Here is a 23,444-nt window from a genome sequence, read left to right as displayed (position 1 = left end):
GTAGAGTTTCCTCGACGCCCGTGCTGGTTTCCAGCAACAGTAAGGCCTACCACTGCTGTGCCCGCTTAAGGGCGATTATTTTTTGTCTTTCACTTCTTCGAATTCGGCGTCTACCACGTCGTCTTCTTTCTTGGCACTGGTATCGCCAGCATCACCGCCTGCGGCAGCTTGCTGCTGCTGAGCCATTTCCAGCAATTTGCCAGAAACCTGCACCAGAGCCTGAGTTTTCGCTTCGATTTCTGCTTTGTCTTCGCCTTTCAACGTGACTTCCAGCGCTTTCATCGCATCTTCGATAGCTGTTTTGTCATCGGCTGGCAGTTTGTCGCCGGCTTCTTCCAACTGTTTACGCGTACCGTGAATCAGATGGTCAGCCTGGTTACGTGTTTGCACCAGCTCTTCAAACTTACGGTCTGTTTCAGCGTTAGCTTCAGCATCGCGTACCATTTTCTGGATCTCTTCCTCGTTCAGACCAGAAGATGCCTTGATGGTTATCTTCTGCTCACGACCGGTATTTTTGTCTTTAGCAGACACATGTAAAATACCGTCGGCGTCGATGTCGAAGGTCACTTCGATTTGCGCCATGCCGCGAGGGGCTGCCTGAATACCATCCAGGTTGAACTGGCCCAGAGACTTGTTATCCTGAGCACGTTTACGCTCACCCTGTAGCACATGGATGGTTACCGCAGACTGGTTATCTTCCGCAGTAGAGAACACCTGACTGTGCTTGGTTGGGATAGTGGTGTTTTTGGTGATAAGCGGAGTCATCACACCACCCATAGTTTCAATACCCAGTGACAGTGGAGTGACGTCCAACAACAGAACGTCTTTCACTTCACCAGACAGAACACCCCCCTGCACTGCCGCACCAATCGCTACAGCTTCATCTGGGTTCACGTCTTTACGTGGTTCTTTACCGAAGAAATCAGACACTTTCTTCTGAACCATCGGCATACGAGTCTGACCACCGACCAGGATAACGTCCTGGATATCGGAAACAGACAAGCCAGCATCTTGTAAAGCCACTTTCAACGGTTCAATCGAACGGTTAACCAGATCTTCTACCAGTGACTCCAACTTAGCGCGGGTCACTTTGATGTTCATGTGTTTTGGACCGCTGCCATCCGCCGTGATGTACGGCAGGTTAACGTCGGTCTGTTGAGCTGAAGACAGCTCAATTTTCGCTTTTTCAGCGGCTTCTTTCAGACGCTGCATTGCCAGTGGATCAGTACGCAGATCCATACCCTGGTCTTTCTTGAATTCTTCAACCAGATAGTTGATCAGACGGCTATCGAAGTCTTCACCACCCAAGTGGGTATCACCGTTGGTTGCCAGAACTTCAAAGGTTTTTTCGCCATCAACTTCGTCGATTTCGATAATAGAGATATCGAAAGTACCACCACCGAGGTCATAAACCGCGATAGTACGGTTACCGACTTCTTTATCCAGACCGTAGGCCAGTGCCGCTGCGGTTGGTTCGTTGATGATACGTTTTACTTCCAGACCTGCGATACGACCAGCATCTTTGGTTGCCTGACGCTGAGCATCGTTGAAGTAGGCCGGTACAGTGATAACCGCTTCAGTTACTGGTTCACCCAGGAAATCTTCAGCCGTTTTCTTCATTTTCTTCAGCACTTCAGCAGAAATCTGCGGTGGTGCAACTTTTTGGCCTTTTACTTCAACCCAAGCATCGCCGTTGTCAGCTGCCACGATTTTGTACGGCATGATATCTTTATCACGCTGTACTTCTTCGTCCTGGAAACGACGGCCAATCAAACGTTTGATAGCAAACAGTGTGTTTTGTGGGTTAGTGATAGCCTGACGTTTAGCCGGTTGACCAACCAGAATTTCACCATCTTGGGTATACGCGATAATAGAAGGCGTGGTGCGATCGCCTTCGCTGTTTTCCAGCACGCGTGCTTTATTACCATCCATAATTGCTACACAAGAGTTGGTAGTACCCAAGTCGATACCAATAATTTTACCCATCTAAAACGCCTCCACTAAAAAGTCATATTCGGTCAAGTTACTAATCTATATGTGGGCGGAATGTTTATTTTCAACTGCCCGTATCTGCATAATCAATTTTTCCATGCTCAATATTTCACTAAAGCATGTGTCCGCTGATCCACGATTAGTCCCTGCGGTTGGGAATAAGATGGGGCCACGAAACTCAGCATCAAGGGGGAAGATGAAAAAAAATTACTTTTTATCACCCTCAAGATCATTGTTTCCAAGCGCAGGGATCATTATGATGCCGCGCGCACTGAGGGAATAGACGACTTTTTAGTCATTCAGGCGCTTTATACTTATTCGGATATTTATCCATTATTTTTAGCAATCTGTTATTGCAGAGGACTTATGAACACCACCAAGTTGGCGAATCCTGGCCCGTTAGGCCTGATGGGTTTTGGGATGACAACCGTCTTGCTCAACCTGCACAACGCAGGCTTCTTCCCCCTGACCTCTGTTATTTTGAGTATGGGGATTTTTTACGGTGGTCTGGCACAAATTCTGGCAGGGATGCTGGAGTATAAAAAAGGCAATACCTTTGCCGCGACCGCGTTTACCTCCTATGGTGCATTCTGGCTGAGTCTGGTCGGCCTGCTGATGTTGCCTAAAATGGGGTTGGCAGAAGCCACGGATGCACAATTCCTCGGTGTTTACTTGGGTCTGTGGGGCATCTTCACGCTGTTTATGTTCTTTGGCACCCTGCCTGCTAACCGCGCCTTGCAATTTGTGTTCGGTAGCTTGACGGTGCTGTTTGCGCTGCTGGCTGTCGGTAACTTCACCGGTAATCATACCTTGCTGGTTTTTGCTGGTTTTGAAGGCATCATCTGTGGCGTCAGCGCAATCTATTTAGCAATGGCGGAAGTATTGAACGAACAATATGGCCGTACCGTGCTGCCGATTGGCGAACCAAGCCCGACATTGAAAGTGCAAACCGCCGCTTAATCGCGGTGTATTGTTACTCACTGCTGTAACTAAATGACAAAAAAGCCCTGCAATTTAAATATGCAGGGCTTTTTTTATTTATCATGACAATGAATTCATCACCAGTAGCGTCATATTCTTGTCAGCCCTTAACTCCGCACAGGAACCGTATTAGCCGCTGCGGGCACCGGCTTTGCTTCACTGTTCAGATCATTATGCAGATAAATCCCTAGCAATAATCCCACCAGCGATAACAACAGCATATAATATGCCGGTGCCATCGGCGTTACCTTCATGAGCAAGGTCACGATAATCGGTGTCAGGCCGCCAAAAATCGCATAAGCCACATTGTATGAGAACGAGATTCCAGTAAAACGAACCTCTGCTGGGAAAGCGCGCACCATCACATACGGCACAGCGCCGACAATACCCACACAGAATCCTGCCATCATATAATGCGTAAAGAGTTGGCTCGGATCAGTCAAATTGCTGTGATAGAACAACCATGTTGATACTGCCAGCATCAGGCTGCCAACAATAAAGGTCTTGCTGGCACCGAAGCGGTCAATCACCAAACCGGCAATCACACAGCCAAACACCAGTGCCACAATCGCCAGACTATTTGCCTGCAATGCCAGCGCGGGCAGTACACCGAACTGTTTTTGCAAATAAGTAGGGGTCATCAGAATAACCACCACGATCCCGGCCGACAGCAACCAGGTCAGTAACATGCAAACAAACACTTCTTTCTTATGATTAACCACCACGGATTTCAGAGGTAACTCTTCAGCCAGAGCCTTACGCGCCTGCATCTCTTTAAAAATAGGCGTTTCCTGCAACCAGCGGCGTAAGTACATGGCAAATAAGCCAAATATTCCGCCAAGGAAGAACGGTACGCGCCAACCGCCATCCAGAATAGCCTGATGACTCAGCGTGGTATTCATCGCTGTGGCGACCAGCGACCCCAGCAAGATACCTGCCGTTAAACCGGCGGTTAAGGTGCCACAGGCAATGCCAATACGCCTGCGCGGTACGTGTTCCGCCACAAAAACCCATGCACCGGGAACTTCGCCACCGATTGCCGCACCTTGCAACACGCGCATAAGTAGCAGTAATAATGGTGCTGCAATGCCGATGGAAGCATAGGTTGGCAACATACCGATGGCCAGTGTTGGCAATGCCATCAACAGAATACTGAGGGTAAACATCTTCTTACGGCCAACTAAATCACCAAAGTGCGCCATGATAATGCCGCCCAGTGGGCGAGCGAGATAGCCGGCGGCAAAGATACCGAATGTCTGCACCTGACGTAACCACTCGGGCATATCTACCGGGAAGAAAAGGTCACCGATGACCGCTGCGAAGAAGACGAAAATAATGAAATCATAAAACTCTAGCGCTCCACCTAATGCGGCAAGAGTGAGAGTTTTGTAATCTTGCCTATTCAAGCGACGATTAGGATTATGTTGTTGGGCAACATGAGGTTGCGGTGAGTCGACTTGAGATGAGCTATGTTCTTGAGGCATATGACACCGTAATAAACCAGAGTAGGGGAAGAAAAATTGTTTCAACTATTTGTAAAGTAAATATGACTATACCGTACAAAATTCCTCACACCGTTAGAATAGTGACTTATGTTGCAAAAAAATTTAATTTAGTTTTTTATATCGATAAGCGCACTCTTAGGACGAAAAGCAGCTACTACTGCGCTGTTGGTCTCGACATAAGGCCCATCCAGCAATTGAATGCAATAAGGCACGCTGGCAAAGATACCGGCCACCACCACTTTCGACTCGGCGTCTTTCACGCCTTCCAGCGTCTCTTTGATTGATTTAGGCTGCCCCGGCAAGTTGATGATCAATGCCTGCTTGCGGATAACCCCTACCTGACGGGATAAAATAGCGGTAGGCACAAAATGAAGGCTGATTTGCCGCATTTGCTCACCAAAGCCCGGCATCTGCCGATCAGCGATAGCCAGAGTGGCATCAGGCGTCACATCACGCCGCGCCGGGCCGGTTCCGCCGGTGGTTAACACCAGGTGGCAGCCCATTTCATCCACCAATTCACACAACGTTTGTTCAATTAATGTCTGCTCATCGGGTATCAGGCGCGTTTCGATGTAAAAAGGCGTGGTCAACGCACTTGCCAGCCATGCTTCTAACGCCGGAATCCCTTTATCCTGATAAACCCCACTGGATGCGCGGTCTGAAACCGACACTAAACCTATCCGTAATGTATTCATGCGACCACCTCAACAAAATGTCCTATATCGTGTATGAATAATATCATAGCCAAACCACAAACCTCCCTTGATGGCAGGCAATAAAAAAGGCGGCTTACGCCACCTTTTCGTCAAACACTGCCCGCATCACTCAAATTACAGCAGGTCAGAGATCATTTTCTCAAGTTTACCCTGATCGATTGCAAACTTACGGATACCGTCAGCCAGCTTATCAATCGCCATTGGGTCCTGATTGTGCTGCCAGTAGAATTCAGCTTCAGTCAGTGGGGCTGGTTTAGCCTGAACTTCGCCGGTGTAAACCAGTTTACGCTCAACCGAGCCTTCGCTTTCTGCCAGCTCTTTTAGCAATGATGGTGCGATAGTCAGGCGGTCACAACCGGCCAGCTCGATGATCTCACCCAGATTACGGAAGCTTGCGCCCATTACCACGGTGCTATAGCCGTGTTTTTTGTAATACTGGTAAATCTCGGTCACGGAAACCACACCGGGATCTTCATGTGGCGCGAACTCTTTTTTGTCGCCATTGGCTTTGTACCAGTCAAGAATACGGCCAACAAACGGTGAAATCAGGAACACACCGGCTTCAGCACAAGCACGCGCTTGAGCAAAGGAGAATAGCAGCGTCAGGTTACAGTTAATGCCTTCTTTTTCCAACTGCTCTGCGGCACGGATACCCTGCCAGGTTGAGGCCAGCTTGATCAGAATACGGTCATTACTGATACCGGCTTCGTTATACATTTTGATCAAACGCTTGGCTTTCGCCACGCTGGCAACAGTGTCATAAGAGAGACGGGCATCAACTTCAGTAGAAATGCGGCCGGGGATCAGTTTTAGAATTTCTAAACCGATATTCACAGCCAGTTTGTCAGTGGCATCAACGATCTGCTGGGCATGACTGCTGCTTTGTTCGCGCGCCCAGGCAATAGCTTCATCGATCAATTTGCGGTATTCAGGGATCTGAGCTGCATTCAGAATCAATGATGGGTTGGTGGTCGCATCTTGCGGCTGATACAATTTCATCGCCGCGATATCCCCGGTATCTGCTACTACAGTGGTGATTTGACGTAGGGAAGTAAGTTTATCGGTCATGTTGTCGTTTCTCATCGTTTGTGCATGAACTTTTGGCATTTCGCATAACTTTTAATATGTTACAGAAAAGTAGCGGCGATTTCGAAGCCCTGCCTTTGTTCTGATAATAACATGCGTAAGCCTTGGTGCAAGGCAGTTAAACTGTTTAAAAAAAACGCAAAACAGTCATCTGCAATTAGCAACCGTTTTCGCCAATTGAAACAACCGGAAAGCATCAGGTTAATAGCAATTTCGTCCATTCTTATCGTGCTGAGACGATTTAGCTAAACGCTATCATCACCGACAATTCAATCTATGCCTAAGGCCTATTCGCTTGTAAGTAGGCTGCAAACAACCCTACAACGTCAAGTACGATAGGGATACCTATTTTAGCAATCGCTCAATCTCCTTTTTGCTAGCACACACTTTTTGCTACAGTGTCTTTTTTGGAAAAGCAGGATGCCGTTATGCTTATTATTATCTCTCCGGCCAAAACCCTTGATTATCAAAGTCCGTTGGCAACCAAGAAGTTTACGCAGCCAGAAATGTTGGATAAGTCACAACAGCTTATCGAGATCTGCCGTGAGCTAACACCTGCCCAAATCAGCAGCCTGATGGGCATTAGCGATAAACTGGCAGGCTTAAATGCCGCACGGTTCAGCGAATGGCAACCCCATTTTACACCTGAGAATGCGCGTCAGGCGATTTTGGCTTTTAAAGGTGATGTCTATACCGGTATGCAGGCACAGGATTTCAGTGCTGCCGATTTTGATTTTGCTCAACAGCATCTGCGAATGCTTTCAGGTTTGTACGGCCTATTGCGCCCACTGGATCTAATGCAACCATATCGTCTGGAAATGGGGATCAAACTGGCGAATCCACGCGGTAAAGACCTCTATTCATTCTGGGGTGAGCAGATAACCGAGAAACTCAATCAAGCCCTTGATCAGCAAGGTGATAACATACTGATTAATCTGGCTTCTGATGAATATTTTAAAGCCGTGAAACCTGCAAAACTGGCCGGTTCACTGATTAAACCGGTATTTTTGGATGAGAAAAATAGCAAATACAAAATCATCAGTTTCTATGCCAAGAAAGCCCGTGGCCTGATGAGCCGCTTTATTATTCAGAATAAATTGACCAAACCAGAGCAACTGGTTGATTTCAATCTGGAAGGCTATGAGTTTGATGCCGGGTTGTCGGCAAAAAATGAACTGGTATTTAAGCGCGCTGAGCTGCGCTGATCTTCGTTGCTACAGCTTCTAACCGATCAATTTAAAAAGGCTACAGCCCTTTTAAATTTGGTATGCGAAGGGTTTAACGCACCGAGGGGCACTCCGGTGGCTCACGCCACTACGACCCCAACGGCACGCTTCCCTTCGTTCTACTTCTTTACAAAGAGTGCCCTGTTACTTTGGCAAAGCCATCAAGAAAGTGCGTAATTGCGCAAAATCAGCCGGTAAATCATGGGATAGCAACGGTAACTTCGCCCGGATAGCCAGTGGTTTTGGCAGCGGTAATTCCTGCCCGAGAACCGCCTCCACGCTCTCTTTAAATTTTGCCGGATGCGCAGTGCCGATGAACAAACCGAACTCACCGTCCTGTAACTGATCACGCAAGACACGGTAAGCAATGGCGGCATGAGGCTCTGAGATATAACCCAGTTTTGCCAGCTCGCGCATCGTTTCTTTAGTCACGTCATCGCTCACTGCGCCGTGGCACAAATCCTTCAGTTGCCAGATTTTGCGACGATATAGCTCCTCTACTCGCGGCCAGTTATTCGGTTGGCTCACATCCATCGCATTTGATAATGTCGCCACCGTCGGTTTCGGCTGCCACTCGCCGCTCACCAGAAAGCGCGGTACGGTATCATTGGCATTGGTGGCGGCGATAAAGCGTTTTACCGGTAAACCTAATGATTTTGCCAGCAGGCCGGCAGTCAAATCACCGAAATTGCCGCTTGGTACCGAGATAACCAGTTGATTACGCGCTTCTTGTGGCAACTGGGCCACCGCTTCAAAGTAATAACAGATTTGCGCCAGCAGGCGGCTGATATTGATTGAGTTAGCGGAATTAAGGCTCAGTTCCTGTTTCAGCTCTTCATCGTCAAAGGCTTGTTTTACCAACGCCTGACAAGCATCAAAATCGCCTTCAATCGCTACTGTGTGAATATTTCCGCCCAGCGTACAGAACAGCTTCTCCTGCAACGGGCTGATTTTGCCACGCGGATAGAGGATAACCACCCGTACATTTTTCAGGCCGTAGAACGCATGAGCCACCGCCGCGCCAGTGTCACCGGAGGTTGCGGTCAGGATAGTCACCGGCTGATCGCCCGCCACTTCTGCCAACATCTGCGCCATAAAACGTGCGCCAAAATCTTTAAACGCCAGTGTCGGGCCGTGGAACAGCTCCAGCGCGGCGATATCATTTTCAACGTGCGCGATTGGGGCTGGGAATTCAAAAGCCGCCTGAACGCGTTTGGTTAACACTTCTGGCGCGATTTCATTACCAATAAACGCAGACAAAATACGGCTGCTGCGCGTGACAAAATCCAGATCCAGCAGTTTATCAATCTCAGTCAGTTCAAACTCTGGCAATTCAAGTGGAAAAAATAGCCCTTGCTGTTTGCCCAAGCCCTGTTTGATCGCTTGCGCGAAGCTGACCTGTTCGTTGTGATCTTTAAGGTTGTACAGTTTCATGCGTTATCCCAGTAGTCGTGCGCCTGCGGTATCCAGACGGCAAATATGAACAAAACCTTCGTCGTTTTGCAGGTAATGATTTTGTAACCAGCCCGCCATGCGCTGCGCGGTATCCATATCGTCACACACGGCAAACAGCGTCGGGCCGGAGCCGGAAATGCCACAGGCCAATGCGCCAATATCCTGTGCGGCCTGACGTGCCGCCGCAAAGCCTGGCAGCAATTGGGTACGATAAGGCTCCGCAATAACATCTTTCATCATTTTAGCGGCTAAATCGGGTTGTTGAGTGTGGCAGGCGTGAATGAACCCAGCCAGATTTCGCCCATGAGCAATGCAATCCTGCCGCCGATACTGCGCCGGTAAGATAGCGCGCGCCTCAGCGGTAGAAACTTTAATGCCCGGATACGCCATCACCCACAGCCAGTCATCAAAACCGGGGACGTTCTGGCTAATATAGCTATCCTGCTCAAGGATTAACTGCATCCCACCCAGATAGCAAGGTGCGACATTATCATAATGGACACTGCCGGAGACACGCCCTTCCAGTTCGCCCATCAAGCCAAGTAGCGTGACCTTATCCAGTGGCTTGCCACAGAATTCGTTCATCGCCATTAGCCCGGCCACTACAGAGCAGGCGCTGGAACCCAGCCCTGAACCGATTGGCATATTCTTTTCCAGCACCATTGCCACTGGGATTTCTTTGCCCATTTCCTGACAAAAACGCGCCCAACACTGATAAACGATATTCTCTTTTGGATCATCAGGCAGTTTGCTGACAAAGCGGCCCTCGTTGCGCAGACTGAAACGGTCTGCGGCGATCACGCTGACGCAATCACCAAGCAAAGTACCATCAACCGGCGAAACCGCTGCACCCAGCACATCGAATCCGACGCTGACATTGCCAATCGATGCCGGAGCATAGATTTTAACCATATTTAAACTCCCAACTTCCATGATAATGTGCGTAAAAGATCGGCGAATACCCCAGCAGCCGTCACGTCATTACCGGCACCATAACCGCGTAACACCAACGGAATCGGCTGATAATAGTGGGTATAGAAAGCCAAGGCATTCTCACCATTTTTAACTTTATACAACGGATCATTACCATCCACAGCATCCATTCGCACGAGACAACGCCCCTCTTCGATGACGCCAACATAACGCAGCACTTTGCCCTGCTCCGCCGCATTCGTTACCAAACGAGTAAATTCGGCATCCAGTGATGGCAAGCGCGCCAGGAAGCTGTCTACATCGCCTGAAGCATCAAAATCTGCTGGCAATACTGATTCAACTTCAATATCAGCCAGCTCAAGTTTGTACCCTGCCTCACGGGCCAGAATCAACAATTTACGCGCAACATCCATGCCAGAGAGGTCATCGCGTGGGTCAGGTTCGGTATATCCCATCGCCTTGGCTTGCAAAGTGGCTTCCGACAATGTCATTCCTTCATCCAGCTTGCCGAAGATAAAGGACAGTGACCCGGACAGAATGCCAGAAAAACGCATCAGTTCGTCACCCGCATTAAGCAGATTCTGTAAGTTTTCAATCACTGGCAGGCCCGCACCGACGTTGGTGTCATACAAGAATTTGCGACATGACTTCGCTGCTGCCGCACGCATCTGACGGTAGTAATTCATTGATGAGGTATTGGCTTTCTTGTTTGGTGTCACGACGTGGAAACCATCGGCCAGGAAGTCGGCATATTGATCCGCCACCGCCTGACTGGAAGTACAGTCGACAATCACCGGATTGAGCAAGTGATACTCTTTTACCAAACGGATCAGGCGGCTTAAGTTAAACGGCTCCTGCACTTCAGCCAGCTCCTGACGCCAGTTATCCAAGGCAATGCCGTGGACATTAGTCAGCATCGCTTTAGAGTTGGCGATACCACAAACGCGCAAATCGATATGGCGCTGTTTCAACCACGGCTGCTGACGATAGATTTGTTCGATCAATGCCCCACCAACGCCACCGACGCCGATAACAAACACTTCAATCACTTGATCGGTGTTAAACAACATCTGATGGCAGACCCGCACGCCGGTAGTGACCGCATCGTTACTGACCACCACCGAAATAGAGCGCTCAGAGGAGCCTTGGGCAATGGCAATAATATTGATATTGGCACGAGCCAGCGCCGAGAAGAAGCGAGCCGAGATGCCGCGTAAAGTGCGCATACCATCGCCGACCACCGAAATAATCGCCAAATGTTCAATCACATCCAACGGCTCCAGTACGCCGTCTTTGAGTTCCAGATAAAACTCTTCATCCAAGGCTTTGCGGGCATGTAACAACTCCCCTTGTGGCACACAGAAGCTAATGCTGTATTCAGAAGAGGACTGGGTTATCAGCACCACCGAGATACCGCTGCGCGACATTACGGCAAAGACGCGGGCGGCCATCCCGACCATGCCTTTCATGCCCGGCCCGGAAACATTGATCATCGCCATATTATTCAGGTTGGTAATGCCTTTAACCGGGAAACCGTCGTCGCTGCTTTCGCCGCCAATCAGCGTGCCGGGCGCTTGTGGATTAGAGGTGTTTTTTATCAGGCAAGGGATGTGGAATTGGGCGATAGGAGCGATAGTGCGGGGGTGGAGAACCGAAGCGCCAAAATAGGAAAGCTCCATCGCTTCCTGATATGACATCGATTTTAATAATCGGGCATCAGGTACCACGCGTGGATCACAAGTATAAACCCCGTCCACATCAGTCCAGATCTCACAACAGTCAGCACGCAAACAGGCAGCCAACACCGCGGCGGAGTAATCAGACCCGTTACGCCCCAACACCACCAGCTCACCTTTATCATTACCGGCAGTGAAGCCCGCCATCAAGATAATATGGTCAGCCGGAATGCCGCTGGAACCGATACGGCGGGTCGATTCAGTGATATCTACGGTGGATTCGAGATAGTGCCCCTGGGCCAGCAGTTTCTCTACCGGATTAATCACGGTCACCGGATAGCCTTTCGCCTGAAATACCGCTTCCATAATGGCGATAGAGAGCTTCTCACCACGGCAGATGATAGCGGCATTGATGCTATCAGGACACTGCCCCAGCAGTGAAATTCCGTGCAACAGTTGCTTGAGCTGCGCAACCTCATGCCCTACCAAGTCTTTCAAACGCGCATAGTCAAAGCCCGGTTGCGCATCAGCCAAGCCACGCAATAACTCGGCGAAAATCCGCTCGGCATCACTGATATTCGGCGAGATATCTTGTCCGGCAACCATTTTGTCGATCATCGCCACCAAGTGATTGGTAATTTTAGCGGGAGCGGATAGCACCGTAGCGACTTGTCCCTGACGCGCATTACTTTCAATGATATCGGCAACACGCATAAAGCGTTCTGCATTTGCAACTGAGGTCCCGCCAAATTTCAGCACTCGCATTTCTTATTTTCTCCCGCTTTCGCGCTATTTTTATCGCAAACTTTGTTGCAAATATTTGATTTAAAAAAAAAGCCCGCACTGTCTAGGTGCGGGCTTTTTTCTGTTGTTTCCTGTACGCGTCAGCCCGCCCCGTAACCTGTGGTTTCGGTGGTGGTAATAATTGTTGTATTCAGGCTGATGTATCGCATGTCTTCTGTCTGTCTCATAAATAAAGCTGTCTCTCTATTGGTTAAAGCAATCGCTCCCTCAAGTCAAATTTTTTCACCGGTAAAACGATGAGAACAAGCTAACCCATTTCGGGAAATCCTCTAATAAAAGAGGAATTGTCAGCAATCACATTACAAAATAAACGCAAAAAACCAGAGGATAACCCTAAAAAACAACACTTATTCAGGATAATGCACTTATGGATTTTTTTTCTAACTTTTTGACAGAAATGCCCCTGAGAGTCGGAAAATATCAAACTATAGCGCAATCTGAGTTAACGGATAATTGCCACCTGTTCGCTCTTTTTATGTTCTCGTGGTTAAAAAAACAACAATAAGTAAACATCTGGCAAATATCTTTACATTTCCATAACATCAACAATAATTCTTCTTATGCTTTCAGCTGAAATAGACGGCTGAGAAGGAAAAGAGGGTGACGGCGGCGGCGGTGAAAGAATATTGATTTTAAACAATAAAAATCAATGGATTAGAAAAATCTTTTTTTTGTTACGCCTAATGCTTAATTTTTAATATTAATAACACTGAATCGATCACATAATTTAACCAACTATCGCTTAAGCTGGTATTCTTGTAAGTCTTTTTCACAAAAGTGTTAACGTGCTACAATTGAATTTGATATATGTCAACAAAGCGTAGTTTTGTTGGGTGGTAGATTCGGCTCACACTGTTATATTGCTGTTAATAGGGTTAGGATATGCGCCGCTTTTGTCACCTTTGGGGCTGTAGGGAGTAACACCCCGACCAAGCTAGTGATGTTGTTGACGTTGATGGAAAGTACATCAAGAACGCGTTTACGTACTTTAGTCATGTGATGAACGGGATGACGAGTAACTAGTCAATAAAAATCCTAATATAACAAAGACTTCTGTACTTCCTATTTCTATTTTGTTGGCAATTTTAGGTAGCAAACATGCAGACCCCGCACATTCTGATCGTAGAAGACGAGATAGTTACTCGTAACACCCTGAAGAGCATTTTCGAGGCGGAAGGCTATGTTGTTCATGAGGCCAATGATGGCGCAGAAATGCACCACATTTTGTCTGAGAATGATATCAACTTAGTTATCATGGACATCAATCTGCCGGGTAAAAATGGCCTGCTGCTGGCACGAGAACTTCGTGAACAAGCAAGTGTTGCCCTAATGTTCCTGACCGGTCGTGATAATGAAGTAGATAAGATCCTTGGCTTGGAAATTGGTGCCGATGACTACATCACCAAACCTTTCAATCCGCGTGAATTGACCATCCGCGCACGCAACCTGCTATCTCGCACCATGAACCTGGGCAGCGTAGGTGAAGAGCGTCGTCTGGTTGAGAGTTATAAATTCAATGGCTGGGAGCTGGATATCAACAGCCGCTCACTGATAAGCCCTACTGGCGAACATTACAAACTGCCACGTAGTGAGTTCCGTGCCATGCTGCATTTCTGTGAAAATCCGGGCAAAATTCAATCCCGTGGCGAATTGCTGAAGAAAATGACTGGCCGTGAGCTAAAACCTCATGACCGCACCGTCGACGTGACTATCCGTCGTATTCGTAAGCATTTCGAATCTACTCCTGACACACCAGAAATCATTGCCACTATCCACGGTGAAGGTTATCGTTTCTGTGGTGACCTGGAAGAGTAAGCCGCTGAACTGACACATCGACAATAAAAGGCCAGCACGCAAATGCTGGCTTTTTTATTGCCCATTCTCAGCCAAATAATGTTATTGCCACGGCATAATGGGTACAGCACTGATCGCATTTTTTGGCGAGCCGTCAACCACACGGTCTGAATAGGTAAGGTAGATCAACGTATTACGTTTCTGATCGTAGAAACGCACCACTTGTAGCTTTTTGAAGACCAACGATGTGCGCTTCTGGAAAACCACCGTACCGTCAGATTTTTTATTCTTAATTTTGTCATTTAACTCAATCGGCCCGACCTGCTGGCAAGAGATTGCAGCATCAGATGTATCTTCCGCCAACCCCAGACCACCTTTGATACCCCCGGTTTTAGCCCGGCTGATATAACAAGTTACATTTTTAACATCAGGGTCATCGAAGGCTTCAACCACGATTTTATGATCAGGCCCTAGCAGTTTAAAAACGGTATCTACCGAGCCAATTTCCTCTGCATGGGCAGTTATTGCCCCAAAAGAAAGCAAGCAACCAAGGAATATCCAACTTTTTTTCATACACTTACTCCATTCCATTGAATAATCTGATTCAACATTAACTATTTGTACTAATAATAAAATATTTGTTAAAAAGCCTTTTTATAAATCTTAGGCTTATTTTTAACGCACTGCACCACTAAATTCTTAAGCAGTCGGGAGCAAAAAAAGTTGCTACTATGCGCCGGAGCTATTCTTTTCATATGACTAATACCCTAAATTTAGGTCGTTTTACGAGGAAGATCTATGGATCAAGCCAGTATCATTCGTGATTTGCTTAGCTGGCTAGAAAGTCACTTAGACCAGCCTTTGGCACTGGACAATGTTGCTGCGAAAGCAGGCTATTCGAAATGGCATTTGCAACGTATGTTCAAGGAAGTCACCGGGAATGCTATCGGTGCTTATATCCGTGCCAGAAGGTTATCAAAAGCCGCCGTAGCGTTACGTTTAACCAGCCGCCCTATTCTCGATATTGCCCTGCAATATCGTTTTGATTCACAGCAAACTTTTACCCGTGCTTTTAAAAAGCAGTTTGTGCAAACGCCCGCACTGTATCGTCGGGCTGAAGATTGGCATTCGGCGGGGATCTGTCCACCTATCCGGTTGGGGGCTTATACCTTACCTCAACCTGAATTTGTGACGTTGCCTGAACAGCATCTGATAGGTATAACTCAAAGCTATTCGTGTACTCTTGAGCAAATTTCAACCTATCGTGCTGAATTTCGACTACATTTTTGGCAGCAATATCTCGGTGATGTCGATCACTTGCCCCCCGTACTCTACGGCTTACATCACTCACGCCCCAATCAGGAGAAAGATGATGAGCAAGAGATTTTCTACACTACAGCGATTGAGCCTCAGCATGTTCCATGCAATGTGCAGGAAGGTCAACCGGTCATCTTACAGGGTGGCGAGTATGTGCAGTTCACCTACGATGGACCGTTGGAAGGGCTACAGAACTTCATCCTGACACTGTATGGCACCTGCCTGCCGCAGTTAGGGCTAACTCGCCGACGTGGCTATGATATCGAACGTTTCTACCCACAGGGGAAGCCTGTCGAACGGCCTCCGACCCTGTTCAAATGTGAGTATCTTATTCCTGTTCGGCGTTAGCGCTGTAACTCATCAAGTGCTGGCATATCCAAATGGGCGGTATCGCCAGCACTTTCAATCACCCAGCCAGAGGCCAACCACGGGCTTTCCTGATAATCCACCCGCGACAGCGAGCAGTTGCGCAAACGTAGACGCCGTTCAGCATGAGCGGGTAACCCAAGCAGGGTACTCAGCAGACATCCCAACGCCATACCATGACTCACCAGCAATGGCTTACTTCCGGCGGGTAACGCCAGGCAGCTATTCAGCGCCGCGTGCATCCGCCCCCCCAGCTCGGTCATCGACTCACCTTCCGGGATACGCCCGCCTTCAGTGCCATTGACCATCTGCTTGCGCCATTGCTCTTCTTCTGACGTTAAGCTTTCAATCGGACGCGTTTCCAGCACCCCCATATTCAGCTCACGCAGGCGCGAGTCTGTCTGCATGGTTAGCCCACAGGCATCAGCAATGATTTTCGCCGTCTGCTGTGTGCGCCCAAGGTCGCTGCTAATAATATGGGTGATACCCTGGCTACGAACCCGTTGCGCGACCAACTGAGCCTGACGTATACCGATATCAGTCAGAGGGCTGTCTGATTGGCCCTGAATGCGGCGTGCTGCGTTCCAGACGGTTTCGCCGTGGCGCACGAGATATACCTGTAACATGTCATTTTTCCGTTATACTGCGTGAAATAAACCCAAAGCCTATTTCAATAGATTATTAAGAGTAGCGAGACTCATTATGTACCATGTTGTTGCCGCAACTACCAACCCTGCAAAGATTCAGGCTATTGGCCTCGCGTTTGACGACGTTTATGGCGTGGGTCAATATCGCATTGAAGGTGTCAATGTCGACAGCGGCGTTCCTCTGCAACCCCTCGGCAGTACTGAAACTCGCACCGGTGCCCGCCAGCGGGTTGCCAATGCACGTCAGGTTCGCCCTGAGGCAGATTTTTGGGTTGGGATTGAAGCCGGCATTGAAGATAATATGACCTTTGCATGGATAGTAATTGAACACTTGCAGAACCGAGGTGAGTCTCGTTCTGCCAGCTTGATGCTGCCTGACATTATATTGCAAGGGATTCACCAAGGCCGTGAGCTGGGCGACGAAATGGCAGTTTTAACCGGTATTGAAAATGTAAAACAGAAAGGCGGTGCCATCGGCATCTTTACCGACGGTAAATTAACCCGCACCCGTGTTTACCACCAAGCGTTACTGTTGGCGCTAGTGCCATTTCACAATGAGATCTACCAACACCGCCACGCAAGCAATACCCTATAGATTTCAACGTGCAGGAAGGTAGCCGGTTATTTTTTATCTGCCAATAGTTGGGCCTCGAGCCAGTTTTTCAGCTGCGGTGGGGCCGTCTTCAAACTGTTAGAGCCACGAGTGATAGTTGCAATCCCTGCGCCTAACTGGTTTTTCAGTTCACGCTGGCTCAACTCCCCGCGCATTAACTCCTCAATAATTCGCACCCGTGTCCCCAGTGCAGTGCGTTCATCAGGCGTCAACATCAATTGCAGCAACGGTAAATGAAGATCTTGCGCAATGGCATTTTGCAGTAGCGCAATGAAGCTCAACCAATGCTGGTTGTCTTCAGCGGATAACGCCGGATCTGGCGCAAGAGAAGGATCAACCGGGTTAGGGATACCCGATATATTTTTTTCGTCAGCCGGCAGATCATCGGTCAGTCGTCGTTTTGTCATCATATATACCCAAGGTACTATTTAACTAGTACGAGAGCATACCATAATGCCAGATATTCCCAAAAGAGTTGGCGTTTGCGAGCTACCAGCCAACAGCCGGCAACGTCAAGGACGAAGGCATATCCTCAAAGTCATTGGCGTTGCGGCAAGGCAGCAAGCGAGCAAATCCCGATGAGCTTACACAAGTAAGTGATTCGGGTGCGAGAGCGCCGCTAACACCGCCGCGGCGTCAAGGCCGCAGGGTTTACCCAAAGTCATTGGCGTTGCGGCAAGGCAGCAAGCGAGCAAATCCCGATGAACTTACACAAGTAAGTGATTCGGGTGCGAGAGCGCCGCTAACAACGCCGCGGCGTCAAGGCCGCAGGGAATCAGTAGCGCCTTTGCCATTCAGCATCACTCAGCACCTTCGCTGGGCGATTCATAAAGTGCCGATAAAAAGCATCGTAAGCCAGTACGTTTTTCACATAGCCACGGGTTTCAGAGAACGGGATACTTTCGATAAAAGCTACGGCATCCACCTGCCCGCCGCTATTTCCCAACCAAGTATTAACCCGTGATGGGCCTGCATTGTAGGCGGCACTGGATAAGATGCGGTTACGGCCAAACTGCTGATAAACCTCTTCCAGATAACTGGTGCCAATCTGTATGTTGGTTACCGGATCAAGTAACTGGCTGCTATTGACATAACCACCGATATTATTGAGTTTTACCGTATGTTCAGCGGTGCGTGGCATCACTTGCATTAACCCTGCCGCCCCAACCGGTGACTGTGCTTTGGGGTTCCAGGCGCTTTCCTGACGGGCAATCGCCATCGCATAGCTTGGTGTGATCCCCTTACCTTCGGTCGCCTGATGGAACTCTTTCGGCCAGGCCAGCGGGAAGCGCTCTTCCAGATGATCCCACAGTTTAGCGACAATGGTTGCCTGAACACTGAGATCCGCCCACTTCTGATTAAAGGCGTAACGTGCCAGTGCTTCCTGCTCAGGCTTGCTACGGCTTGCCACCAGATAACTCCACTCGTTGCGCGCCAGATTATCCATATTCCAGTACATCAACTCACGTACTCGGGCAATTTCAGGGCGCTGCGCCAGCGAAGCATCCGGTTTAGTCGCGACTTCAACATTAATCGGGTACGGCACACCCAGTTTTTGCGCGGCGACCATCGGATAGAAGCCACGCTCTTGCATCAGGCTGCGCAGAATGGCTTCGCCCTCGGCTTTCTTACCTTGATCTAATAATAAAGAAGCACGCCAGTAGCGCCACTCATCTTTACTTTGTGCCTCTGCGGGCAAACGCGCCAACCACGCCGCTAACCCTTGGCGGTCACCCGTTCCCAGCGACATGCGGATACGGCGCTCCAGCAATGAAGTAGAATGGCTACGTAAAGTCACTTGATCGCGCCACTTAGCTTGGTCATAAGTCGCATCATTGCCCATCAAACGCCAGGCGACCGTTTCTTCCAGCTCAAGCTTCTCGCTGTCACTCATTTTTTGCAGCCGCGCCAATGTGGGGATCATTGCCCGCGCGTTTTCTACGTCCTGCCGCGCTAAACGGGTAAAAGCAATGGTGGTTGCGGAACGGGTGAAGTCAGTCGGCCCAACGGTACGGGCAAAGCTCTCAACGCTGGTTGGATCACTTTGCAATTTCGCCAGTGCCGTTCCCATCGTTTGGTAATCCGCTGGCAGTTGTTTGAGTAAATAACTCACCAGACTGGCATTGCCCTCTTTCAGCGCGAGCTTCATGCGTGCCAATGTTAACAGTGGCGTCTGATGCCCGGCTTGCTGCCAGACACTGAATAATTTATCGCAACTGCCCGGTAATGCCTGACCGTTCAGCCAGATCTCGCTGGCACCATCCCAAGCCACTTGCTGTTCGCCAGTAGCCCATTTGGCATAGTAATAATTACACCGCGCGGCCACCGGTTTTGGTGCCTGCGGGCTGAATGTGAGCAATCCGCGCCAATCTTCACGGCGGGCCAGTTCATTAACAAAACGGGATGGCAGTGAACGTGCTGGCGGCAAAGTGGGGTTGCGGCTCATAAAATCATTCACTTGGGCCGCGCTTACCTGACTCAGGTCTTGCGTCAGCTGACGATATTCCAGATAAGGGTACAGGGGATAATCACGCAACGTCGGCATCAGTTGCATCACAGTATCCATTTGATTACTGTCCCACGCCTGTTTAACTTGCTGATAGCGTTGCCGTTGGGCATCAATGGAGTCAGCGAATGCCCCCCCTGAAGTCGTCACCAAACACACGCCAATCGCCAGATATCGCCACTTGTCCATACTTACTGTTTCCTCACTGGTTGTTGGCTACTGCACTTTACTTAATTGCACCGTCAGTATGTTGCTTACCGCAACCTCTGATTAGCATACGCCCCATTAGTTCCGGCAGCAGAACATACTAACGAAGAGTTTCACCTGATAGCCAGCAATTACATTGGGTAATAGGAGCGGAGATCTAATCATTCGGTGTTATCACGCAAACGGTCCGGCCGACTCGTCCTTTCCCATAAGATTACCTATAGAATAGTTCGCTCTGTAACTACTTACTATTCACAAGGTTACCCATAATATGTTGCCAAATGTTTCTATTTTATTATCTCAGATCAAGGCACTCTTTTGATAAAAACCTACTATCCTTGCTTAATATAACTATGTTGTTGTAAATATATCCTTCAAAATATTTCTTTGCTTTTTTATAAAAATCAAATAATTAAGGAAAACACTTTTCACTGAGTTTTTTCACGCTAGAAAATGAAGAAATGTATTTTCTCTGCGCCGTACCGACCAATGAAACGGATAGATAGATTTTAGATTTATTAATTTTTAAGAAGGCTCTTTCAATGCAAAACTCATCAGACCATAAATCTGCCTCCCCGCCCCCAGAGGGTAAGGCCTGGTATCAACTTACAGCGGAAGAATCTTTGCAGCATTTGAATAGCAGCGAAGAAGGATTAAGCCAACAAGAGGCAAAAGAGCGCCTTAAACAATACGGGCCGAACGCCCTACCCGCCAAAAAAAGTAAAGCATCCACTGCTGCAATTCTTAGCCCATTTTAATGATGTTCTGATTTATATCCTGCTGGCGGCAGCCTTGGTTAAAGGGCTGATGGGCCACGCGGTTGATACCATCATCATCCTGTGTGTTGCGGTTATTAATGCATTAATTGGGTATGTTCAGGAAAATAAAGCCGAAAAGTCGCTGAAAAGCATCCAGAATATGCTGTCCAGTAAAGCAGTGGTCATCCGTGACGGCAGTGCGCAAACCATAGAAGCACAGAATTTGGTGCCAGGAGATATCGTCACATTAAAGCCCGGCGATAAGATCCCAGCAGACCTGCGGTTATTGGAAGCGCACAATCTTCAGATTGAAGAGGCTATCCTGACCGGCGAGTCCACGGTGGTTGAGAAGCAAATCGGCGTGATTGAGAACGAGTCGGTGATTGGCGATCGCAAAAACTTGCTGTTCTCAGGAACGACCATCAGTGCCGGTACCGCAAAAGGCTTGGTGATTGCCAGTGGCGGTGATACCGAACTGGGGCATATCAACCAGATGATGTCAGAGGTTGAATCGACGCGTACCCCGCTGTTGCAACAGATGGACCGCTTGGGTAAAGCGATTTTCATCCTGATTCTGGTGATGATGGCCTTCTTGTTTGTCTTTGCGTTTATCCTGCGCGACCTGCCGGTTAATGAGCTGTTGCTGGCCTTGATAAGCCTGGCGGTAGCCTCGGTGCCAGAAGGCTTACCGGCTATTATTTCGATCATCCTCTCCCTGGGTGTGCAAGCGATGGCGCGCAACCGCGCGATTATCCGCAAACTGCCAACGGTAGAAACCTTAGGTGCCATGACGGTTGTCTGCTCCGATAAAACCGGCACACTGACGATGAACGAAATGACCGTTAAAGCGGTGATTCTGGCAGACCATTGCTATCGCGTAGAAGGCGAAAGCTACGAACCGGTTGGTAACATCTATCCAGAAGGGAGTGACCAGCAAGCCTCACTTGATACCAACGGCACGTTAAAGACATTTATCACTGCGGTGAATTTGTGTAATGACAGCCAAATTCAGAAGAACGAGCAAGGTCATTGGGCCATTACGGGTGGCCCGACTGAAGGAGCGTTGAAAGTGCTGGCCGCGAAATCAGGTATTGATTTGGGTCAGGTCACTCAACACGGCAAAATTCCTTTTGATTCTGCCTATAAATACATGGCCACCAGCCATCAGGTTCAATCGGATAACAGCATCTTCCTGACCGGCGCGCCGGATGTGTTGTTCACCTTCTGCCAACAGGAACTGACAGCTAACGGCGTTGCGCCATTCCGTCGTGATTACTGGGAAGCCGAAATGGCCCGCTACGCCAGGCAGGGCTTGCGCATGGTAGCAGCAGCCTTCCGCCCAACAGAACAACCTGTCAGTGAGTTGGAGCACAGTGATATCCAGCAGGGCATGGTGTTTGTTGGTATCGCTGGCATGATGGACCCACCACGTCCTGAGGCCATCGACGCCATAGCGACCTGCCAACAGGCTGGTATTCGCGTGAAAATGATCACCGGCGACCATCAGGAAACCGCGATGGCGATTGGTGCCATGCTGGGAATTGGTAATGGTAAAGACTCCATTACCGGCGGCCAGCTAGAGCATATGGACGATAACGAACTGGCACAAGCGGCAGTGCGTTATGATATTTTCGCCCGTACCAGCCCGGAACATAAACTGCGTCTGGTGAAAGCATTGCAAGATAAAGGCGAAATTGTCGGGATGACCGGCGATGGCGTGAACGATGCTCCGGCGCTGAAACAGGCCGATGTCGGTATCGCGATGGGGATCAAAGGCACTGAGGTGACAAAAGAAGCCGCCGATATGGTGCTGTCAGACGATAACTTCGCGACCATTGCCAGCGCGGTTGAAGAAGGCCGTCGTGTCTACGATAACCTGAAAAAACCATTCTGTTTGTGTTACCGACCAACCTGGCGCAAGGGCTGTTAATCATCTTCGCTATTCTGGTTGGCGCGGTTATTCCGTTAACGCCACTGCAAATCCTGTGGATAAACATGGCAACCTCTACCACGCTTTCATTCGGTTTAGCATTTGAGCCGGCAGAAAGAGGCATTATGCGCCGCAACCCGCGTGACCCATCAAAACATGTGTTAGACGGCCATGCCATCTGGCGCATCGCGTTTGTCGGCACCCTGATTGCGTGCAGTGCTTTCGCCCTGGAAGCCTACATGGAGCCACGCGGATATAGCACTGAGTTTATCCGTACTGTGCTGATGCAAACATTGGTTACTGCGCAGTGGATTTACATGTTTAACTGCCGTGTGATGGACCGCTTCCCACTGAACAAAGAAGTCTTTGTTAACAAGGGACTGTGGTTGGTTTCTGGTGTACTGGTCGTACTCCAGTTAGCCATCATCTATCTGCCGTTTATGAATACCGCATTCGGTACCGAGCCATTACCGGCTTATTACTGGGGCATCACGCTGTTAGTTTCTATCGCGATTTTCATTATCGTAGAAATTGAGAAATGGATTATCGGTCGCTTTAAACGCGCATCGAATCCTGTCTGAGAGTCATTATCTATACCCTAAATAGTTCGAGTTACACAAAGGTGGCAACGAAGAGAATCCCCACGCGCTGGCTAAAGTCAAGTGACTGGGGCGAACCAAGGCAGCCAACGCAGATGCAACTTGAAGTATAACGGCTCTATAGTGACTAAAGCCCGGCCCTCAAACCGGGTTAATGAGATGGTCACCCCCACCCTGTGAGCGGTAAGCTGACAGGGTTTTCTTTTGGAGAGATCATCATGCAAAACGTTACGCTCATCGGCATCGATCTTGGTAAGAATTCATTCCATATTCATTGCCAGGAAAAACACGGCAACCCATTATTACGCAAGAAGTTTTCTCGTACTCAACTCA

Annotated in this window: 21 protein-coding genes, 1 pseudogene and 1 other annotated feature; of the genes and pseudogenes, 9 read left to right on the top strand and 13 right to left on the bottom strand. The window is 48.9% G+C overall.

The features are described from left to right. Positions 1 to 75 precede the first annotated feature (75 nt). Complete coding sequence (dnaK, locus tag YALDO0001_RS10220) at positions 76 to 1,986, bottom strand: molecular chaperone DnaK (RefSeq protein WP_004702736.1); 1,911 nt, start codon at positions 1,984 to 1,986, stop codon at positions 76 to 78. Positions 1,987 to 2,358: 372 nt separating this feature from the next. Between dnaK and satP the strand changes: the two genes are divergently transcribed. Continuing rightward, positions 2,359 to 2,952, top strand: coding sequence for an acetate uptake transporter (gene satP / locus YALDO0001_RS10215; protein WP_004702733.1), 594 nt, complete (start codon positions 2,359 to 2,361; stop codon positions 2,950 to 2,952). Between the two features lie 128 nt (positions 2,953 to 3,080). On the opposite strand, the gene YALDO0001_RS10210 is transcribed toward satP, so the two are convergent. The 3 genes from YALDO0001_RS10210 to tal form a co-directional block, all read right to left on the bottom strand. Beyond that, on the bottom strand, positions 3,081 to 4,457 hold the full coding sequence (locus tag YALDO0001_RS10210; RefSeq protein ID WP_004702732.1) for an MFS transporter: 1,377 nt from the start codon (positions 4,455 to 4,457) through the stop codon (positions 3,081 to 3,083). Positions 4,458 to 4,585: 128 nt separating this feature from the next. Continuing rightward, on the bottom strand, positions 4,586 to 5,173 hold the full coding sequence (gene mog, locus YALDO0001_RS10205; protein ID WP_004702729.1) for a molybdopterin adenylyltransferase: 588 nt from the start codon (positions 5,171 to 5,173) through the stop codon (positions 4,586 to 4,588). A gap of 135 nt (positions 5,174 to 5,308) precedes the next feature. Beyond that, positions 5,309 to 6,262 (bottom strand): transaldolase, encoded by a 954-nt coding sequence (tal, locus tag YALDO0001_RS10200; protein WP_042839736.1) that lies wholly within the window; start codon positions 6,260 to 6,262, stop codon positions 5,309 to 5,311. Between the two features lie 446 nt (positions 6,263 to 6,708). Between tal and yaaA the strand changes: the two genes are divergently transcribed. Then, positions 6,709 to 7,485, top strand: a complete 777-nt coding sequence (gene yaaA / locus YALDO0001_RS10190; RefSeq protein WP_042839735.1) for a peroxide stress protein YaaA — start codon at positions 6,709 to 6,711, stop codon at positions 7,483 to 7,485. A gap of 165 nt (positions 7,486 to 7,650) precedes the next feature. On the opposite strand, the gene thrC is transcribed toward yaaA, so the two are convergent. From thrC to yjjY, 5 genes are all read right to left on the bottom strand, one after another. Next, complete coding sequence (thrC, locus tag YALDO0001_RS10185; protein ID WP_004702722.1) at positions 7,651 to 8,940, bottom strand: threonine synthase; 1,290 nt, start codon at positions 8,938 to 8,940, stop codon at positions 7,651 to 7,653. 3 nt (positions 8,941 to 8,943) lie between these two features. Then, positions 8,944 to 9,873, bottom strand: coding sequence for a homoserine kinase (gene thrB, locus YALDO0001_RS10180; RefSeq protein WP_004702720.1), 930 nt, complete (start codon positions 9,871 to 9,873; stop codon positions 8,944 to 8,946). Positions 9,874 to 9,875: 2 nt separating this feature from the next. Next, positions 9,876 to 12,335: a bifunctional aspartate kinase/homoserine dehydrogenase I gene (gene thrA / locus YALDO0001_RS10175; RefSeq protein WP_042839734.1), complete on the bottom strand. Its 2,460-nt coding sequence runs from the start codon at positions 12,333 to 12,335 to the stop codon at positions 9,876 to 9,878. Between the two features lie 62 nt (positions 12,336 to 12,397). Further along, positions 12,398 to 12,516: a sequence feature (Thr leader region), on the bottom strand. Then, positions 12,455 to 12,523: a thr operon leader peptide gene (gene thrL / locus YALDO0001_RS20130; RefSeq protein ID WP_002231504.1), complete on the bottom strand. Its 69-nt coding sequence runs from the start codon at positions 12,521 to 12,523 to the stop codon at positions 12,455 to 12,457. (Overlaps the previous feature by 62 nt.) 706 nt (positions 12,524 to 13,229) lie before the next feature. Next, complete coding sequence (gene yjjY / locus YALDO0001_RS22645) at positions 13,230 to 13,370, bottom strand: YjjY family protein (protein WP_004702715.1); 141 nt, start codon at positions 13,368 to 13,370, stop codon at positions 13,230 to 13,232. A gap of 102 nt (positions 13,371 to 13,472) precedes the next feature. Between yjjY and arcA the strand changes: the two genes are divergently transcribed. Further along, the gene (arcA, locus tag YALDO0001_RS10165) at positions 13,473 to 14,189 is read left to right on the top strand and encodes a two-component system response regulator ArcA (RefSeq protein ID WP_004702713.1); all 717 of its coding nucleotides are present in this window, start codon (positions 13,473 to 13,475) and stop codon (positions 14,187 to 14,189) included. An 81-nt stretch (positions 14,190 to 14,270) separates the two neighbouring features. Here the strand turns inward: arcA and creA are convergent, their stop codons facing one another. Further along, complete coding sequence (creA, locus tag YALDO0001_RS10160; RefSeq protein ID WP_004702712.1) at positions 14,271 to 14,741, bottom strand: protein CreA; 471 nt, start codon at positions 14,739 to 14,741, stop codon at positions 14,271 to 14,273. A 225-nt stretch (positions 14,742 to 14,966) separates the two neighbouring features. On the opposite strand from creA, the gene robA reads away from it, so the two are divergent. Then, positions 14,967 to 15,833, top strand: a complete 867-nt coding sequence (robA, locus tag YALDO0001_RS10155) for an MDR efflux pump AcrAB transcriptional activator RobA (protein WP_042839732.1) — start codon at positions 14,967 to 14,969, stop codon at positions 15,831 to 15,833. Here the strand turns inward: robA and gpmB are convergent. Further along, positions 15,830 to 16,477 carry a 2,3-diphosphoglycerate-dependent phosphoglycerate mutase GpmB gene (gpmB, locus tag YALDO0001_RS10150; protein WP_042839730.1) on the bottom strand — a complete coding sequence of 216 codons (648 nt, stop codon included), beginning with the start codon at positions 16,475 to 16,477 and terminating at the stop codon, positions 15,830 to 15,832. The two genes, robA and gpmB, sit on opposite strands and share 4 nt — an antisense overlap. 76 nt (positions 16,478 to 16,553) lie before the next feature. Here gpmB and yjjX point away from each other — a divergent pair, with 76 nt between their 5' ends. Next, the gene (gene yjjX, locus YALDO0001_RS10145) at positions 16,554 to 17,093 is read left to right on the top strand and encodes an inosine/xanthosine triphosphatase (RefSeq protein ID WP_004702708.1); all 540 of its coding nucleotides are present in this window, start codon (positions 16,554 to 16,556) and stop codon (positions 17,091 to 17,093) included. A 26-nt stretch (positions 17,094 to 17,119) separates the two neighbouring features. Here yjjX and trpR read toward each other — a convergent pair whose 3' ends face one another. After that, positions 17,120 to 17,518: a trp operon repressor gene (gene trpR / locus YALDO0001_RS10140; protein ID WP_042547750.1), complete on the bottom strand. Its 399-nt coding sequence runs from the start codon at positions 17,516 to 17,518 to the stop codon at positions 17,120 to 17,122. 368 nt (positions 17,519 to 17,886) lie between these two features. Continuing rightward, positions 17,887 to 19,806: a murein transglycosylase gene (gene sltY / locus YALDO0001_RS10135; RefSeq protein WP_004702705.1), complete on the bottom strand. Its 1,920-nt coding sequence runs from the start codon at positions 19,804 to 19,806 to the stop codon at positions 17,887 to 17,889. A gap of 560 nt (positions 19,807 to 20,366) precedes the next feature. Here sltY and YALDO0001_RS22205 point away from each other — a divergent pair. The 4 genes and pseudogenes from YALDO0001_RS22205 to YALDO0001_RS21250 all read left to right on the top strand — a co-directional run. Next, positions 20,367 to 20,582 carry a cation-transporting P-type ATPase gene (locus tag YALDO0001_RS22205; RefSeq protein WP_289844114.1) on the top strand — a complete coding sequence of 72 codons (216 nt, stop codon included), beginning with the start codon at positions 20,367 to 20,369 and terminating at the stop codon, positions 20,580 to 20,582. Positions 20,583 to 20,616: 34 nt separating this feature from the next. Beyond that, positions 20,617 to 22,512, top strand: coding sequence for an HAD-IC family P-type ATPase (locus tag YALDO0001_RS10130; protein ID WP_004702701.1), 1,896 nt, complete (start codon positions 20,617 to 20,619; stop codon positions 22,510 to 22,512). Beyond that, positions 22,479 to 23,093 carry a cation transporting ATPase C-terminal domain-containing protein gene (locus YALDO0001_RS22200; protein ID WP_289844113.1) on the top strand — a complete coding sequence of 205 codons (615 nt, stop codon included), beginning with the start codon at positions 22,479 to 22,481 and terminating at the stop codon, positions 23,091 to 23,093. The genes YALDO0001_RS10130 and YALDO0001_RS22200 overlap by 34 nt, the downstream gene beginning before the upstream one ends. A 236-nt stretch (positions 23,094 to 23,329) precedes the next feature. Further along, positions 23,330 to 23,444: pseudogene (locus tag YALDO0001_RS21250) on the top strand (IS110 family transposase); the annotation flags it as partial.

Origin of the sequence: Yersinia aldovae ATCC 35236, assembly GCF_000173735.1 — a bacterium.
Lineage (GTDB): Bacteria > Pseudomonadota > Gammaproteobacteria > Enterobacterales > Enterobacteriaceae > Yersinia > Yersinia aldovae.
The sequence above is the reverse complement of the archived record's forward strand: the minus strand, read 5'-3'. Positions and strand labels throughout refer to the sequence as shown.